Consider the following 15634-nt stretch of genomic DNA (forward strand, 5'->3'; position numbering starts at 1 on the left):
TTTGAGATGAATATTCGTACTGCCCCTCGCCCCACCCCTGAAACCAGCCGTGACCAGGCATTGATCTTAGGTTTTGATGAGGTAGGCATTGCCGATATCCCCCTAGTGGGCGGCAAAAATGCCTCCCTAGGGGAAATGATCCAGCATTTGGTTCCCCTAGGCGTGAACGTCCCCAATGGCTTTGCCACCACCGCCTATGCCTATCGATATTTTGTTCAGCAGGCAGGCATTGAAACCCAACTGCGGCAGATTTTTGCTGATTTAGATGTTGAGGATGTTGACAATTTACGCCAGCGAGGACGACAGGCGCGATCGCTCATTCTCCACACCCCCTTTCCCAAGGATCTGGAGTTAGCGATTTCCACTGCCTATTGCCAACTGTGCGAACAATATGGCGTAGGCAATGCCGCTTCCGAAGGGCAAGCTTCCAAAGAGCAAGAACGCCTGCAGGCCTATCACTACAACGTTGACGTCGCCGTCCGCTCCAGTGCCACAGCAGAAGACCTACCCGATGCGAGCTTTGCGGGACAACAGGAAACCTACCTCAATGTCCATGGTGTTAAACAGGTTTTGGAATCCTGCCACAAATGCTTTGCCTCCATCTTTACAGATCGGGCGATTTCCTATCGCACCCTTAAAGGCTTTGACCATTTCCAGGTGGCCCTATCCGTGGGCGTGCAGAAAATGGTGCGATCGGATCTAGCCGCTTCTGGAGTGATGTTCTCCATCGATACGGAAACGGGGTTTAAGAACGCAGCCTTGGTCACCGCCGCCTACGGTCTGGGAGAAAATGTGGTTCAAGGCGCAGTCAACCCCGATGAATTTCTAGTCTTTAAACCGACCTTACTTGACGGCTTTCGTCCCATCCTGAGCAAACATCTGGGCAGTAAAGAGATCAAAATGGTCTACGATTTGGGGGGTAGCAAACTTACAAAAAATATTGCCGTTCCAGAAGCAGACCGGACCAAGTTTGCCGTCAACGACGATGAAATCCTCACCTTAGCCAGCTGGGCCTGCATTATTGAAGACCATTATTCCCAGGTCCGGGGGATGGACACCCCCATGGATATCGAATGGGCCAAGGACGGCCAAACGGGAGTCTTATTTATTGTCCAAGCCCGACCAGAAACGGTCCAGTCCCAGAAGGTCGCCAATCGACTCTCTGCCTATCGAATGACGGTGGATACTTTGCCTACCCCGTTTATTGAGGGTCGAGCTGTGGGTGATCGCATTGGCCAGGGGGCAGCTCGGGTGATTGCTTCGGTGCAAGGGATTAAGGAATTCCAGGCGGGAGAGGTCTTGGTGACCAACCGCACGGACCCCGACTGGGAACCAATTATGAAAAAGGCCAGTGCCATTGTCACCAATCAAGGGGGACGCACCTGCCATGCCGCGATTATCGCTCGGGAAATGGGTATTCCCGCCATTGTTGGTTGCAGCACCGCTACCGAAGTCCTGAAAACAGGTCAGAATATCACCGTCTCCTGTGCTGAAGGTGAAACGGGACAGGTCTATCCCGGACTGCTGCCCTTTGTCGTGGAAGAAACCGCCTTAGATGAACTGCCTCCCACCCGAACCCAAATTCTCATGAATGTGGGCAACCCCGATGAAGCCTTTGGGCTGGCAGCCATCCCCTGTGATGGGGTGGGGCTAGCGCGATTGGAGTTTATTATCGCCAATCAGATTAAAACCCATCCTTTGGCGCTGTTGAAATATGACGAGTTGATGGATGTAGAAGCCAAGTTGGCCATTGCTCAACTGACTGCTGATTACACCTACAAACCGGATTTCTTTATCGATAAGCTGGCCCAAGGGGTGGGCATGATTGCGGCGGCTTTCTATCCGAATCCTGTGATCGTCCGCATGTCCGACTTTAAGAGTAATGAATATGCCAACTTAATCGGCGGACGCCAGTATGAACCCACAGAAGAAAACCCAATGATTGGCTGGCGGGGAGCCTCTCGCTATTACGACCCCAATTACCGTCAAGCCTATGCCCTAGAATGTCAGGCCCTGAAGAGGGTTCGCGATGAGATGGGACTGCGGAATCTCATTCCCATGATTCCCTTCTGTCGTACTCCTGAAGAAGGCCAGCAGGTCCTCGAGGAAATGGCCCAGCATGGTCTGAAACGGGGTGAAAACGGCTTGCAGGTTTATGTGATGTGCGAAGTACCCAGCAATGTGGTGCTGGCAGAGGAATTTGCTGAGGTGTTTGATGGCTTCTCCATCGGCTCCAATGACTTGACCCAACTCACCCTAGGACTAGACCGAGACTCCGCCCTTGTTGCCCATATTTTTGATGAGCGTAATGCCGCCGTGAAGAAGTTGGTGCGCCAAGTAATTGCTGTTGCCAAGGCTAAGGAGCGCAAAATTGGCATCTGTGGTCAGGCCCCCAGTGACTATCCTGAGTTTGCCCAGTTCTTGGTGGAGGAAGGGATTGACTCCATCAGCCTTAATCCAGATACGGTGCTCAAAACTCGGTTGGCCATTGCCCAAGTTGAAGACCAATCGACGGGTGTCGTTCAGAACTGACGGCTAGTCTATGGACCGGACGTCACAAAACTGTAAGGAGAGACCAGATGCCATATCACTCTGTGCCCCATCGAGATCAACGGTCACCGTCAGGTGAAACAATCTCAGCTCCTGCCTCTCTCCTTGCGGTTTCCTCTCCCAATTCTGGTCTGACAGGTCGCATCCATTCTGTAGAAACTTGTGGTAGTGTCGATGGCCCAGGGCTGCGATTTGTAGTGTTTATGCAAGGCTGTCCCTTGCGCTGTCTCTACTGCCATAACCCAGACTGCCGAGATGTAACAGGTGGACAGGTGACGACCGTCGAGGCATTGATAGCAGAGATTCAACGCTATCGATCCTATATGCAGGCATCTGGTGGCGGCGTCACTGTGAGTGGGGGGGAGCCCTTACTTCAGCCCGAATTTGTTGCGGAACTCATGCGCCAATGTCAGGCCCTAGGCATTCATACCGCCTTAGATACCTCAGGCTTTTCTGATCTCACCAGCGCTCAGCGGGTACTGCAATATACCGATTTGGTGCTATTAGATATCAAATCCTACGACCCTAAACGATTTATCCAAGTGACCCAAGTTTCACGGGAACCTACGCTTTGCCTTGCCCGTTATTTGCATCAAATAGGCAAACCCACCTGGATTCGGTTTGTGTTAGTGCCGGGCTTAACAGATGACGTTGAGAATGTGGCCGCGCTCGCCCAGTTCGTAGCCCATCTCACCAATATTGAACGGGTGGAGGTTCTGCCGTTCCACCAAATGGGGGCCTACAAATGGGAAGAACTGGGCTATGACTATCTTTTAAAGGAGACTCAGCCCCCCTCACCTGAGCTAGTTGAGCGGGTTCGCCTACAGTTTCGTGAGTATGGGGTATCGGTCCGCTGACCCCGCTATTTGAATAGGATTGCATTTACCTAAGGAGCACACATGATGACGACTCAAACCCAGCCTCAAGTCACCGATATTCCTTCCCTAGAAGATCTGATTGCCCGAGTGAAGCAAGCCCAGGAGGTCTATGCCACCTATACCCAGGAGCAGGTGGACCATATCTTTAAGCAAGTTGCGATCGCAGCCAATGCCGAACGCATTCCTCTAGCCAAACAGGCCGTGGCTGAGACGGGGATGGGGGTGATTGAAGACAAGGTGATCAAAAACCACTTTGCTTCCGAATATATCTATAACAAGTACAAACACGAAAAAACCTGCGGCGTCGTGTCAGCGGATGCCCATTACGGCATCCAAAAAGTGGCGGAACCCCTAGGCATTGTGGCGGGGATTATCCCCACCACCAACCCCACTTCAACCGCTATTTTTAAGGCGTTGCTCTGTCTCAAGACCCGCAACGCCATTATTTTTTCTCCTCATCCTCGGGCCAAACACTGCACAGTGCGAGCGGTTGAAATTATCCGCGATGCTGCCCTTCAAGCCGGGGCACCTCCCGATATCGTCGGCTGGATTGACGAACCGACCTTGGACCTCTCCCAAGCCCTGATGCAGCATGCCGATATTAAGCTGATTCTGGCCACCGGTGGCCCCGGTATGGTCAAAGCAGCTTACTCGTCGGGGCATCCCTCCTTAGGGGTCGGTGCTGGCAATACCCCTGCCGTGATTGATGAAACGGCGGATATCCAAGTTGCTGTCAGCTCCATCTTGCTCAGCAAAACCTTTGACAATGGCATGATCTGCGCCTCTGAGCAGTCAGTTGTGGTGACAGAAGCCGTCTACGAGCAGGTCAAACAAGAGTTTCGCAAGCGAGGGGCTTACTTCCTTACCTCTGAAGAAAAGGATAAAGTCGCCCAGACCATCCTCAAGAACGGCAAGTTAAACCCGGCCATTGTGGGTCAACCCATTTCAGAGTTAGCCACTTTGGCAGGGATTGAGGGTCCCCAGGATCATAAAGTCTTAATTGGTGAAGTCTCCACTATTGGTAGTAGCGAACCCTTTGCCTATGAGAAGCTATCCCCGATTTTGGCCATGTATCGGGCCGCGGATTTTACCGATGCTGTGGATCAGGCCAAACAGTTGGTCAACTTTGGGGGTCGCGGCCATACCTCCGTGCTGTATACGGCGGCATCCAATTGCGATCGCATCCGCATTTTCGAAACGGAACTCGCCACAGCCCGAGTCTTGATCAACACCCCCTCTTCCCAAGGGGCCATTGGCGACCTCTATAACTTCAAGCTAGATCCATCTTTGACCCTAGGCTGTGGCACCTGGGGCGGTAACTCCATCTCTGGCAATGTCAACGTTCAGCATCTGCTCAATATCAAAACTGTCACCGAGCGCCGGGAAAATATGCTGTGGTTCCGGGTGCCGCCTAAAATCTACTTTAAATACGGCTGTATTCCCGTTGCTTTGAGAGATTTAGCCGAGAAAAAGCGAGCCTTTATTATCACCGATCGTCCTCTGTTTGATCTGGGCTTGACTAAGGAAATTACCGAGACCTTAGATCAACTGGGCATCGAGCACCATCTATTTTTCGATGTCGAACCCGATCCAGACCTATCCACGGTGAAACGGGGCTTAGATGTAATTAATACCTTCCAACCGGACGTGATTATTGCTTTAGGCGGCGGTTCACCCATGGATGCAGCTAAGGTGATGTGGCTGATGTATGAACATCCCGAAGTCGAGTTTGACGGTCTAGCCATGCGGTTTATGGATATCCGAAAGCGCGTCTATGAACTGCCTCCCTTGGGAAATAAAGCCATCCTGGTGGCTGTCCCCACCACCTCAGGCACCGGGTCGGAGGTCACCCCCTTTGCCGTGGTCACGGATGATCGGGTGGGCATTAAATATCCCTTGGCCGACTATGCCCTGACTCCGACGATGGCCATCGTTGATCCAGAGCTGGTCCTCAATATGCCCAAAAAGCTGACGGCCTATGGTGGGGTTGATGCCCTGACCCATGCTCTGGAAGCCTATGTATCGGTCTTGGCAACGGAGTTCACGGATGGACTGGCCTTAGAAGCCATTAGTTTATTAATGACTTACTTGCCCAGAGCCTATCATCAGGGCAGTGCTGATCCAGAAGCCCGAGAAAAGGTCCACTACGCGGCAACGATTGCTGGTTTGGCCTTTGCCAACGCCTTCTTAGGAATTTGCCACTCTCTGGCCCACAAATTGGGATCTACCTTCCATGTCCCCCATGGGTTGGCGAATGCGTTGATGATTTCCCATGTGATTCGCTATAACGCCACGGATGCCCCCTTTAAGCAGGCTATTTTTCCCCAGTACGAATATCCCCAGGCTAAGGGTCGCTACGCTGCGATCGCAGATTCCCTCAACTTAAGGGGAACCACCGCCGATGAAAAAGTAGAGCGCTTGATAACAGCCATCGAAAACCTGAAGCAAGAGTTGGATATTCCATCCTCGATTCGTGAAGTCTTATCCGTCGATGAGCAGACCTTTTTTGAGCACCTAGATCTGATGTCGGAACAAGCCTTTGACGATCAGTGCACAGGGGCCAATCCTCGCTATCCATTGATTCGCGATTTAAAAGCCCTCTACCTTGAGGCTTACCAGAATTCTTCGCAGGCGACGACTTTAGCGACCGAAATTGCCCTAGAAGCGGCAGCACACAATCAGGCCCTGCTCGGTAAAAACATTAACTTCACATCTATAGAGAACAGTTGAGCCATCGAGGGGTGTCCCGCGCTGATGCCCCTGCTCAATCTGGGCCAACCCCTAACGTATTTCTCGGAGGATTCCAAGAAGATGGTTCACACTCCTGTTGCCCCCACATCCAGACCCCTCAGCGAATTAGAGCTGCACAATATTGATGCCTACTGGCGAGCCTGCAACTATCTGGCCGTGGGCATGATCTACCTACGCGATAACCCCTTGTTGAAAGAACCGCTCCAATCTGCCCATGTCAAGCATCGCTTACTGGGACACTGGGGTGCCTCTCCAGCCCTGAGCTTTACCTATATTCACTGCAATCGACTGATTAAAAAATATGCTCTGGATATGATCTTTATGGCGGGTCCAGGCCACGGTGCACCGGGTGTCCTGGGGCCTGTCTACTTGGAAGGGACCTATTCAGAAATTTATCCCGATAAAAGCGAAGATTCAGAAGGGATGCGGCGGTTCTTTAAGCAATTTTCTTTCCCTGGCTTTATCGGCAGTCATGTCACCCCTGAAACCCCTGGTTCCATCCATGAGGGGGGAGAGCTGGGCTATAGTGTTTCCCATGCCTATGGTGCTGTCTTAGATAATCCCGATCTCATTGTGACTTGTGTAGTGGGGGATGGTGAAGCGGAGACCGGCCCCCTAGCAACGTCTTGGCATTCTAATAAATTTATCAATCCTGCTCGGGATGGGGCAGTGTTGCCTGTACTCAACCTCAATGGCTACAAGATTGCCAACCCCACCCTTTTGGCCCGCATCTCCCATGAAGAGTTGGAATATTTATTCCGAGGCTACGGCTACACTCCTTATTTTGTCGAAGGCAAGAATCCAGCGGAAATGCATCAAAAGATGGCCGCCGTGATGGAGGAATGCATTCTCACGATTAAAAAGGTGCAGAGAGAGGCCCGTATCAACGGCACCCTGGAGCGCCCCCGCTGGCCGATGATTGTCCTACGCACCCCCAAGGGCTGGACCGGTCCCAAAGAAGTCGATGGTAAAAAAGTCGAAGATTTTTGGCGATCGCACCAGGTTCCCATGGGTGGTATGCAGGATAACCCCGATCACCTGCAACAGCTGGAAGCTTGGATGCGCAGCTACAAGCCGGAGGAGCTGTTTGACGAACACGGAACCTTAATTCCTGAATTGAAAGCCCTAACCCCGGTCGGTAATCGGCGCATGGGATCGAATCCCCATGCCAATGGGGGTTTATTGCGGAAGGCCCTAAAACTTCCCAGCTTCCAGGATCTAGCGATTGATATTGGGGAGCAACATGGCACCGTCACCTTTGAAAACACCAAGGCTTTAGGGATATTTATGCGGGAAATTATCCGTAAGAATCCCAACAACTTTAGGTTGATGGGTCCCGATGAAACGGCCTCCAATCGTCTCCAAGATGTGTATCAAGTCACGAAGAAAGTCTGGATGGCAGACCTATATCCAGAAGATGAAGATGGGACCGAACTGTCTCGGGACGGTCGGGTGATGGAAATGCTCAGTGAGCATACGCTACAGGGCTGGCTAGAAACCTATTTATTAACGGGACGCCATGGTCTATTCCATACCTATGAAGCCTTTGCTCATGTCGTGGACTCGATGTTTAATCAACATGCGAAGTGGCTGGATATCTGCCGCAATCATGTCCCTTGGCGACGGTCGGTATCGTCGTTAAATATTTTGCTCTCCTCCCTGGTTTGGCGTCAGGACCATAATGGCTTTAGTCACCAGGATCCAGGCTATGTGGACTTGGTAACCAACAAAAGTCCAGATGTGGTGCGGCTTTACTTTCCACCGGATGCTAACTGTTTGCTGTCGGTCGCCGATCACTGTTTTCGGAGTGTGGACTATATCAATGTGATCATTTCGGATAAACAAAAACATCTACAGTATCTGTCCATCGATGAGGCGGTTGCTCACTGCACTAAGGGCATCGGCATTTGGGACTGGGCCAGCAATGATGACTGTGGCACTGAACCCGATGAACCCGATGTGGTGATGGCTTCCTGTGGCGATATTCCCACCATGGAGGCGTTAGCGGCAACGGCCATTCTGCGGGAAGAATTTCCTTGGCTGAAGGTCCGCTTTGTCAATGTAGTGGACCTATTTAAGTTAGTGTCTGAAGGCGAACATCCCCACGGGTTATCTGATCGGGACTTCGATTCTCTGTTTACGCCCGATAAACCAATCATTTTTAACTTTCATGGCTATCCCTGGCTGATCCATAAGTTGGTCTATCGCCGTTCTCACCAAGAGCGCATTCATGTGCGGGGCTACAAGGAGCAGGGCAATATCAATACGCCCCTGGAGTTAGCGATTAAAAATGAGGTGGATCGCTTTAACCTGGTGATTGATGTGATTGATCGGGTGCCAAAGCTGGGGTCGGCAGCGGGCCATGCCAAGGAACGGATGCGCAACAAGATCATCGAATGTCTCGCCTATGCCCATGAGCATGGTAAGGATCAAGATGAGATTGTCAACTGGACCTGGCCCTATGTTGGAGTCTGTGAATAATATCGATGCTCCGCGCATTGAGAGTGCCATTCGGGCGCTGGAGCAGCTCAAAGCGCGCGCCTTGGCCCTTGAGCAGGATTTCGAAATTGCTCTCCAGCGCACCGCTCCCTCTCATCGCAATAGTGCTCGTAATCTCCTCCACTATCTGGCACTGCGCCGCCATGATATCCGCGAGCTGCAGCTTGAACTCAGCCACCTGGGCCTGAGTTCCCTGGGGTTAACCGAACTGCACGTGATGGCCTCTCTCAATGCCGTCCTGATTGCCTTGCATCGACTAGTAGAACGAGCGGTGCCTCCTCAACTTCAAGCCCCGACCCCTGTGACCTTTGCCAATGGTCAGGCTCTCCTGGTGGAACATACCCTCACAGCCCTAGGGCCTAAACCAGAACAGCGAGCCACTCGGATCATGGTGACGATGCCCACTACAGCAGCAGAGGATCCAGCTCTGATTCGTCGGTTTTTGGCTGCTGGGATGGATATTATGCGGATTAACTGCGCCCATGATGGTCCTGATGCTTGGCTGCAAATGATTCAGCATCTGCGACAAGCGGAAGCGGAATTGGGACTATCCTGCAAAGTCTCTTTTGATTTGGCCGGTCCCAAACTGAGAACCGAGGCTTTGGCCCCTGATGTTGAAGTGATCAAATGGCAGCCCCACCGAGATCGTCTGGGGCACATCGTGCAACCGGCACGGCTCTGGTTGACCTCAACGTCCTCCCAGACTGCTGACTTAGATTGCACTACCATCCCGATTCAGTCTCCCATCTCAGTCCAAATGGGAGATATGATCCAGCTTACGGATGCCCGTCACCGTCGCCGCCGCTTATCAGTGGTGGAGGTGAGGGATAATGGCTGTCTCTGTGAATGCGATCGCACCGGCTATATCACTTCAGGACTGCCCTTTGAGATTCAGCGTCATCAGGCCGTAGTAGGAACGGGCAAGATCGGTCAGCTTCCTGCCCTTGAAAACAACCTCACCCTCCAACCTGGAGATGTCCTGCGCATTCTTCGGGGTGATATTCTAGGCCAGCCCGCCATCTTAGATGCCACCGGACAGGTTCTGCAGCCTGCCCACGTGGGCTGCACCTTGCCCCAAGTGTTCCAGGATGTGAAGCCAGGAGAGCGGATCTTTTTTGACGATGGCAAGATTGAGGGGCTGATTCAAAAGGTTAGTGAGACTGAACTGAGGGTGGAAATTGTTTCTGCAGTCAAAGGAATCGCCAAGCTCAAGGGAGAAAAGGGTATCAACCTGCCTGACACCCAACTTAACCTGCCAGCCCTCACCCCCAAGGATATTAGCGATCTCAGCTTTGTGGCCCAACAGGGAGACTTAGTGGCCCTCTCCTTTGTCCAATCCCCAGAGGATGTAGAACATCTGGTGCAAAAGCTCGATCAATTGGGGGCAACAGACTTAGGCATTATTCTCAAAATTGAAACCCGACTCGGGTTTGAGAATTTACCCAAACTATTGCTGGCTGCAATGCAGCATCGATCTGTAGCTGTGATGATTGCGCGGGGCGATTTGGGGGTTGAGGTGGGCTTTGAGCGGATGTCGGAGGTGCAGGAGCAAATTTTGCTGTTGTGCCAAGCGGCCCATGTTCCCGTTATCTGGGCAACTCAGGTCCTAGAGTCCCTGGCGAAGGGAGGCCTACCGTCACGGGCGGAGGTTACAGATGCAGCGATGGGCAGTCGAGCCGAATGCGTCATGCTCAACAAAGGCCCCTATATTGAGCGGGCGATGGAATTTCTCAACAATATTCTTCAGCGGATGCAGGAAAATGTGGCTAAGAATATGGCCACCCTTCGCAAACTCCGGGTTTCCGAGATTGAAGCGGAGTAGTCTCGTCCTCAAGCCCTGTTTGCTCGTTACCAGCCATCTGTGGGCCAGATCATGAAGATTTTAGTTCTCAATGCCGGTTCTAGCAGCCACAAATGTTGCCTTTACGCGATTGAAGGGCCTCTCCCCGACCATCCAGCACCTCCGCTTTGGGAAGCTCAGCTGGATTGGCATGACCCCAATCATGCCTCGTTAAAAGTCAAAACCAAACGAGAAAATCTGGAGGAAGACCTATCTGATGTATCACGCGCCGACGCGCTCTCTCATCTTTTAACCACCCTATGGCATGGGCCTACCCAAGTCATCCAAATGGCACAGGAGATTAATGTTGTCGGTCATCGTGTGGTGCATGGGGGACAAGACTATCAGTCCAGTGTGGTGGTGACATCGGAGGTTAAAACTGCGATCGCAGATCTGATTCCTTTAGCCCCCAACCATAATCCAGCCAATTTAGAAGGCATTAAATTGATCGAACAATTGTTAGGAAATGTTCGCCAAGTAGCTGTCTTCGATACTGCCTTTCACAGTCATCTTCCCGAAGTTGCGGCCATCTATCCCGGTCCCTATGATTGGCAACAACAAGGCATTCGTCGGTATGGGTTTCATGGCATTAGTCATCAATATTGCACCCAGCGAACGGCAGAAATTCTGGGCCGAGGGGTGGACCGCCTGATTATTTGTCATTTGGGAAATGGAGCATCTCTGACAGCGGTTAAACAAGGTCAGAGTATCGACACCTCGATGGGCTTCACCCCCTTAGAAGGATTGATGATGGGTACGCGTTCAGGGTCGATTGATCCAGGCATTTTAATTCATCTGATGCGGCAAGGATATGATGCCGATCAGCTAGATCACATGCTTAATAAAGCCTCTGGCTTAAAGGGGATCTCAGGGGTCTCCCATGATCTGCGGGAGATTGAGCAGGCCATTGCCCAAGACAATGCCCAAGCTAAGCTAGCGCGAGACTTATATCTCCATCGATTGAAAGCTTGTTTGGGGTCCATGCTGATGAGCTTAGGTGGAGTTGATGTCTTAGTGTTTACGGGTGGTATAGGGGAGCATTCTGCTTCAGTGAGAGCTGAGACCTGTGAAGCACTGGCTTTTTTGGGCCTTAAGCTTGATCCGATTCTGAATCGAAAGTCTCCTGTAGATCAGGATATTGCAGCAGTTGACTCTAAGGTGCGGGTATTAGTGATTAAGACCCAGGAAGATTGGGCCATTGCTCAATCTTGTTATGAACAGTGTTGTTAGGGCTGCAGAGGAATGTTGCCGATGCTAGAGAGCAAGATGAGAGGGGTTGCGATGGCGAAAGGCTGCTCTTTGAGCATCGCAACTGCAATACCATCCCCTAGGCAAACTAGCTGAATCCTGAACCCAATCTAAATCAAAGCTTCTAGGCATTCACCACTAAGAGACTAAATGCATCTTCGCCGTTTCGGGGTGAAATCCTGTGGGGAAATGAGTGTTGCGATCGTAATCGGCAGCAGCTAACCGAGCATCGCTTAATTCAGCTTCTCTCAGATCGGCCCCCATCAAATTAGCCCCTCGTAGATCCGCTCCTTTGAGATTGGCACTTTGCAAAAAAGCTCCGCCTAAGTCTGCACCTCTGAGGTTAGATCCTTGCAAATTGGCTTCGCCCAGATCCACAGACTCTAGATCTGCCCCTGCCAAGTAGACGTCTTGGAAGTTCACTGCACTCAAATCCATCTCACTGAGGGCAATACCGCGTAAATTAGCCCCTGCAAAATCTCGCTTTCCTGAAGCGTATTGGGCAACAAAATCATCTCGATTCATCACTGTCATCATGGCTTCACCCCTATCTAGATGGATCGAGTTCAAGGCAAAGTGATCTCTACTTTGATCATAGACCAGCAGTCGCATTTGAACAGAAAGTTACGCTTTTAATTTTCTGAATTAGTGTAAACCTTGCCAGCTTATAATTTTCGCTGTAGGTCATCAATGAAATATGTCACAGTCCATGCAAGGGTCACACTTTTCTTTGTGGACAAGTGCGGAGAGCTACTTTTAGGTAAGGGTTTAAGATTTTTTTAGCTGCCAGAAAGTGGCCTCTGGCATTGTTAAATAGATTGACTGTATTCTGGAGCCTAGAAGGAGATCGTTCAGCGGATTGAGGCTGAAGCAACCTCCTTTTCAACGTGCTCTTAGCTCGTCATTATCGGAATCGTAGGAATTTCCTTAGACTCGGTTGAAGCTAGCGTTAAGGAGAAGTGATGGGCATTAACTGAATGCATCACCTGTAGTCCCATCGTGGCCCGATTCAAGAGATCGGCTTCGGTGCGGATGGGTCGTCCACTGCTATCGAGCAGAGAGTGATTGAAATTAAACCCATTCAAATTGAATGCCATCGTGCCGATGCCTAAAGCGGCAAACCAGATACCGATCGTGGGCAGTACCGCCAATAGAAAATGAATGGAACGGCTATTACGAAAGGCAATATCAGGGATAAACAAGCGTCCTAGATATCCAGCATGTCCCGCGAGTAAATTATAGGTGGCTTCCTGTTGGCCAAATTTATACCCCGTATTAACAGATTTCAGGCTAGAGGTTTCCTGAACCAAGCTGGAGGTGACTAAAGAGCCATGCATGGCACTGAGGAAGGCTCCACCAAAGACACCGACTACCCCCAACATATGAAACGGATGCATCAAGATATTATGTTCCGCTTGAACCGCCATCATAAAGTGGAAGGTGCCGGAAATTCCTAGGGGTAACCCTTCGGAGAAGCTTCCTTGTCCCATTGGGTACACCAATAGCACTGCCGTGGCAGCAGCAACTGGGGCAGAAAAAGCCATAGCAATCCAGGGACGCATACCCAGACGATAGCTCAACTCCCACTGTCGCCCCAGATAGGTCCAAATAGCGATCAAAAAATGCAAGATGATCAGTTGATAAGGCCCTCCGTTGTAGAGCCACTCATCCATCGATGTAGCTTCCCATAAGGGGTATAAGTGTAAACCTATTGCGGCTGAAGTAGGTATCACCGCAGCAGTAATCACATTACTTCCACCTAGAAGAGAACTGATAATAGGTTCACGAATACCTTCCATATCAACAGAAGGGGCCGCCACCCAGGCGAGCATGAAGGTTATGGCTGAAACGAATAGGGATGGAATCATCAGTAGGCCAAACCAACCAACATAGAGCCGATTGTGGGTACTGGTAATCCACTCACAAAATTGGTCCCAGGCGGAAACAGTGGGTAATCTCGATGGAGTTTGAAACGTAGTAGACATAGTTATTGCTCCTGTTAGCGTGATGGAGTTGAGATTAAGTATTGGGTTTGGGCCCTAAATGTCCTGGAGTCGTAACTGTAAAGCCAGATGGATAACCCGAAATCGTGTTGAAACCGCACTGACGCCAATGCTGCATGCCACCCGATAAATTGAATACCTGAGTGAACCCAGCCTTGAGCAATTGGGCTGCTGCCAGGGGACTACGATGGGATGTTAGACACACCACTACTATGGGCTGGTCCTTAGATAAGGCTTGAAACCAATCAGGAAGGACCCACCGGTTGATGATGGGGAGTTGGCCGATGAGCAGGCGTAATAAACTGAGATTGATGGCATTAGGGATATGTTCTGCTCGGTATTCTCCGACACTGCGAACATCCAGTAGCAGTGGGGGTGGAATGAGTTTGGTGTAGGCCAACGGCGAAACCTGAGTCACCGAAGCGCGGTGTGAATGATAGTTATACATAGTCGTAGAAATAGAATTGGGGTGAGAAATGAATGGTCAGTGGTGATGGCGCTAGGCCACGGTGCCGAGGGGTTGGGCGTCAACGTAGTCTTGGATAAAGTGCAGCAGTTGGGGGTGTGCGGCTAGGGGCAGGTCCAGTTTGTGAACTTGGGCCAATAGCTGGTCTGTGGTCCATTGCTGATGAACGGCTTCGTAGAGCAATGCCATCGCACCAGAGCGTAACCCTCCTTTGCAATGCAAGAGAATGGGTTTGGATAGCTGATCTATGATCGTCAACACTTGTTCAGCCGTGGCCTCTGAGAGGTCTGCTGGATTAATGGGTAGATTGGCATAGTTCATGCCTGCGCTGTGCACAAGTTGGGACTCATTGATGAGAAAGCCGTCTTCCTGAGGCGATCTCAAATTCAATACAGACTTAAACCCCAGTTGGGCCGCATCTTGAATCTGGTCAGGGGTTGGCTGGAGCATAGCGACGGAGAGCTGCTCATTGATTTGAAGGGTATATTGCATGAGATTTTCCGGTGTAGGGTGGTCATCAAAGGTATCCGCCTTGACCCACCAGGGGCGGTCCCCGGTGCGTGGGTCAAGCTCGGTCCAAGGCAGAATCCAGATTTGTTCACCTTCAACTTGGACATGCACCAACTTGAGGGGTCGATCGGCAGGACCGCGCACCACGGAACCATCGGCTGCAAAGCGAGATCCGTGGCAAGGACATTGAAATTGATCGGCAGCACCATTCCAGGGAAATGTGCAGCCTAAATGGGTGCAGTTATCGACGATGCCCCGATCCTCAATTTGACCTGTGATCGTCAGGGTTAAATAGGTCGGTTCACTATCTAGTCCTGCCACGAGGGCACGAGTGCCAGGCGGTTCTGCCAAGAGTTGACTAGTGGGGATGGGGTTGCCCAGGGCATCCTTTGCTAGAACCCGCCCCGCCCCTCTGCTGGAGTTTGGGGGTACAAAAACACGACTGATGGGATAGAGGGTTGCACCTGCCGTGATGGCTACCGCCGACCCGGTCAAGAAATTGAGAAACCGTCGCCGGGAGAGAGAGGGCTGAGAAATAGATAAACTCTCGTTCATAGAGATTCTCCGAGCTGAGGGTGGGTAGAGTTATTGGGAAAGTTGACGAGCATTAGTGTGAATCCCCAACAATCGATAAATCGGACAGAACCCCAGTAAGGCGGTAAAGGTTGGAATTGCGGCTGCGATCGCTAACCCCATACCGAGGGTTGAGCCGCTATAGGTGCCTAATCCTAAATAAAGTAGTAATCCACCCAAACCTATTCGAAACAGGCGATCCATTAAGCCCAGATTTTTGGTCATCTTTTTTGCCTCCTAGATTTGTAGAGTGATAAGCAAGATGATATTAATCATTATATAACTATATAGTAATTAAAGCAATATATTCTTTAAA

The 15634-nt window shown here is 51.1% G+C and carries 11 protein-coding genes; 6 read left to right on the plus strand and 5 right to left on the minus strand.

The genetic code is table 11. The features are described 5' to 3' along the window. The first annotated feature begins 6 nt into the window (after positions 1–6). From ppsA to AM1_RS01935, 6 genes are all read left to right on the plus strand, one after another. A complete protein-coding gene (gene ppsA / locus AM1_RS01910) occupies positions 7–2532 on the plus strand; it encodes a phosphoenolpyruvate synthase (protein ID WP_012161103.1) in 2526 nt (841 codons plus the stop codon). Positions 2533–2579: 47 nt separating this feature from the next. Continuing rightward, positions 2580–3407, plus strand: a complete 828-nt coding sequence (gene pflA, locus AM1_RS01915; RefSeq protein WP_083776679.1) for a pyruvate formate-lyase-activating protein — start codon at positions 2580–2582, stop codon at positions 3405–3407. Positions 3408–3449: 42 nt separating this feature from the next. Then, a complete protein-coding gene (gene adhE / locus AM1_RS01920; RefSeq protein WP_012161105.1) occupies positions 3450–6158 on the plus strand; it encodes a bifunctional acetaldehyde-CoA/alcohol dehydrogenase in 2709 nt (902 codons plus the stop codon). Between the two features lie 81 nt (positions 6159–6239). Beyond that, positions 6240–8660, plus strand: coding sequence for a phosphoketolase family protein (locus tag AM1_RS01925; protein ID WP_012161106.1), 2421 nt, complete (start codon positions 6240–6242; stop codon positions 8658–8660). Next, on the plus strand, positions 8641–10500 hold the full coding sequence (locus AM1_RS01930; protein ID WP_041658777.1) for a pyruvate kinase: 1860 nt from the start codon (positions 8641–8643) through the stop codon (positions 10498–10500). Before AM1_RS01925 ends, AM1_RS01930 begins: the two co-directional genes overlap by 20 nt. Positions 10501–10551: 51 nt before the next feature. Further along, on the plus strand, positions 10552–11748 hold the full coding sequence (locus AM1_RS01935) for an acetate kinase (protein WP_012161108.1): 1197 nt from the start codon (positions 10552–10554) through the stop codon (positions 11746–11748). Positions 11749–11904: 156 nt separating this feature from the next. Here AM1_RS01935 and AM1_RS01940 read toward each other — a convergent pair whose 3' ends face one another. The 5 genes from AM1_RS01940 to AM1_RS01960 form a co-directional block, all read right to left on the minus strand. After that, the gene (locus AM1_RS01940) at positions 11905–12303 is read right to left on the minus strand and encodes a pentapeptide repeat-containing protein (protein WP_238549139.1); all 399 of its coding nucleotides are present in this window, start codon (positions 12301–12303) and stop codon (positions 11905–11907) included. 356 nt (positions 12304–12659) lie between these two features. Beyond that, complete coding sequence (locus AM1_RS01945) at positions 12660–13751, minus strand: photosystem II protein D1 1 (protein ID WP_012161111.1); 1092 nt, start codon at positions 13749–13751, stop codon at positions 12660–12662. A 34-nt stretch (positions 13752–13785) separates the two neighbouring features. Further along, positions 13786–14217, minus strand: a complete 432-nt coding sequence (locus tag AM1_RS01950) for a rhodanese-like domain-containing protein (protein WP_041658790.1) — start codon at positions 14215–14217, stop codon at positions 13786–13788. A gap of 51 nt (positions 14218–14268) precedes the next feature. Beyond that, positions 14269–15300, minus strand: coding sequence for a cytochrome b6-f complex iron-sulfur subunit (gene petC / locus AM1_RS44200; RefSeq protein WP_012161113.1), 1032 nt, complete (start codon positions 15298–15300; stop codon positions 14269–14271). Positions 15301–15330: 30 nt separating this feature from the next. Continuing rightward, positions 15331–15543: a YgaP family membrane protein gene (locus AM1_RS01960; protein ID WP_012161114.1), complete on the minus strand. Its 213-nt coding sequence runs from the start codon at positions 15541–15543 to the stop codon at positions 15331–15333. Between the last annotated feature and the right edge of the window lie 91 nt (positions 15544–15634).

Origin of the sequence: Acaryochloris marina MBIC11017 (assembly GCF_000018105.1) — a bacterium.
Lineage (GTDB): Bacteria > Cyanobacteriota > Cyanobacteriia > Thermosynechococcales > Thermosynechococcaceae > Acaryochloris > Acaryochloris marina.

Excerpts from the sequence above, each read along its gene's own strand:
- AM1_RS01925 (WP_012161106.1), top strand. The coding sequence starts at position 6,240 with ATGGTTCACACTCCTGTTGCCCCCACATCCAGACCCCTCAGCGAATTA.
- AM1_RS01960 (WP_012161114.1), bottom strand. The coding sequence starts at position 15,543 with ATGACCAAAAATCTGGGCTTAATGGATCGCCTGTTTCGAATAGGTTTG.
- pflA (WP_083776679.1), top strand. The coding sequence starts at position 2,580 with ATGCCATATCACTCTGTGCCCCATCGAGATCAACGGTCACCGTCAGGT.
- AM1_RS01930 (WP_041658777.1), top strand. The coding sequence starts at position 8,641 with ATGTTGGAGTCTGTGAATAATATCGATGCTCCGCGCATTGAGAGTGCC.
- petC (WP_012161113.1), bottom strand. The coding sequence starts at position 15,300 with ATGAACGAGAGTTTATCTATTTCTCAGCCCTCTCTCTCCCGGCGACGG.
- ppsA (WP_012161103.1), top strand. The coding sequence starts at position 7 with ATGAATATTCGTACTGCCCCTCGCCCCACCCCTGAAACCAGCCGTGAC.
- AM1_RS01950 (WP_041658790.1), bottom strand. The coding sequence starts at position 14,217 with ATGTATAACTATCATTCACACCGCGCTTCGGTGACTCAGGTTTCGCCG.
- AM1_RS01945 (WP_012161111.1), bottom strand. The coding sequence starts at position 13,751 with ATGTCTACTACGTTTCAAACTCCATCGAGATTACCCACTGTTTCCGCC.
- adhE (WP_012161105.1), top strand. The coding sequence starts at position 3,450 with ATGATGACGACTCAAACCCAGCCTCAAGTCACCGATATTCCTTCCCTA.
- AM1_RS01940 (WP_238549139.1), bottom strand. The coding sequence starts at position 12,303 with ATGATGACAGTGATGAATCGAGATGATTTTGTTGCCCAATACGCTTCA.
- AM1_RS01935 (WP_012161108.1), top strand. The coding sequence starts at position 10,552 with ATGAAGATTTTAGTTCTCAATGCCGGTTCTAGCAGCCACAAATGTTGC.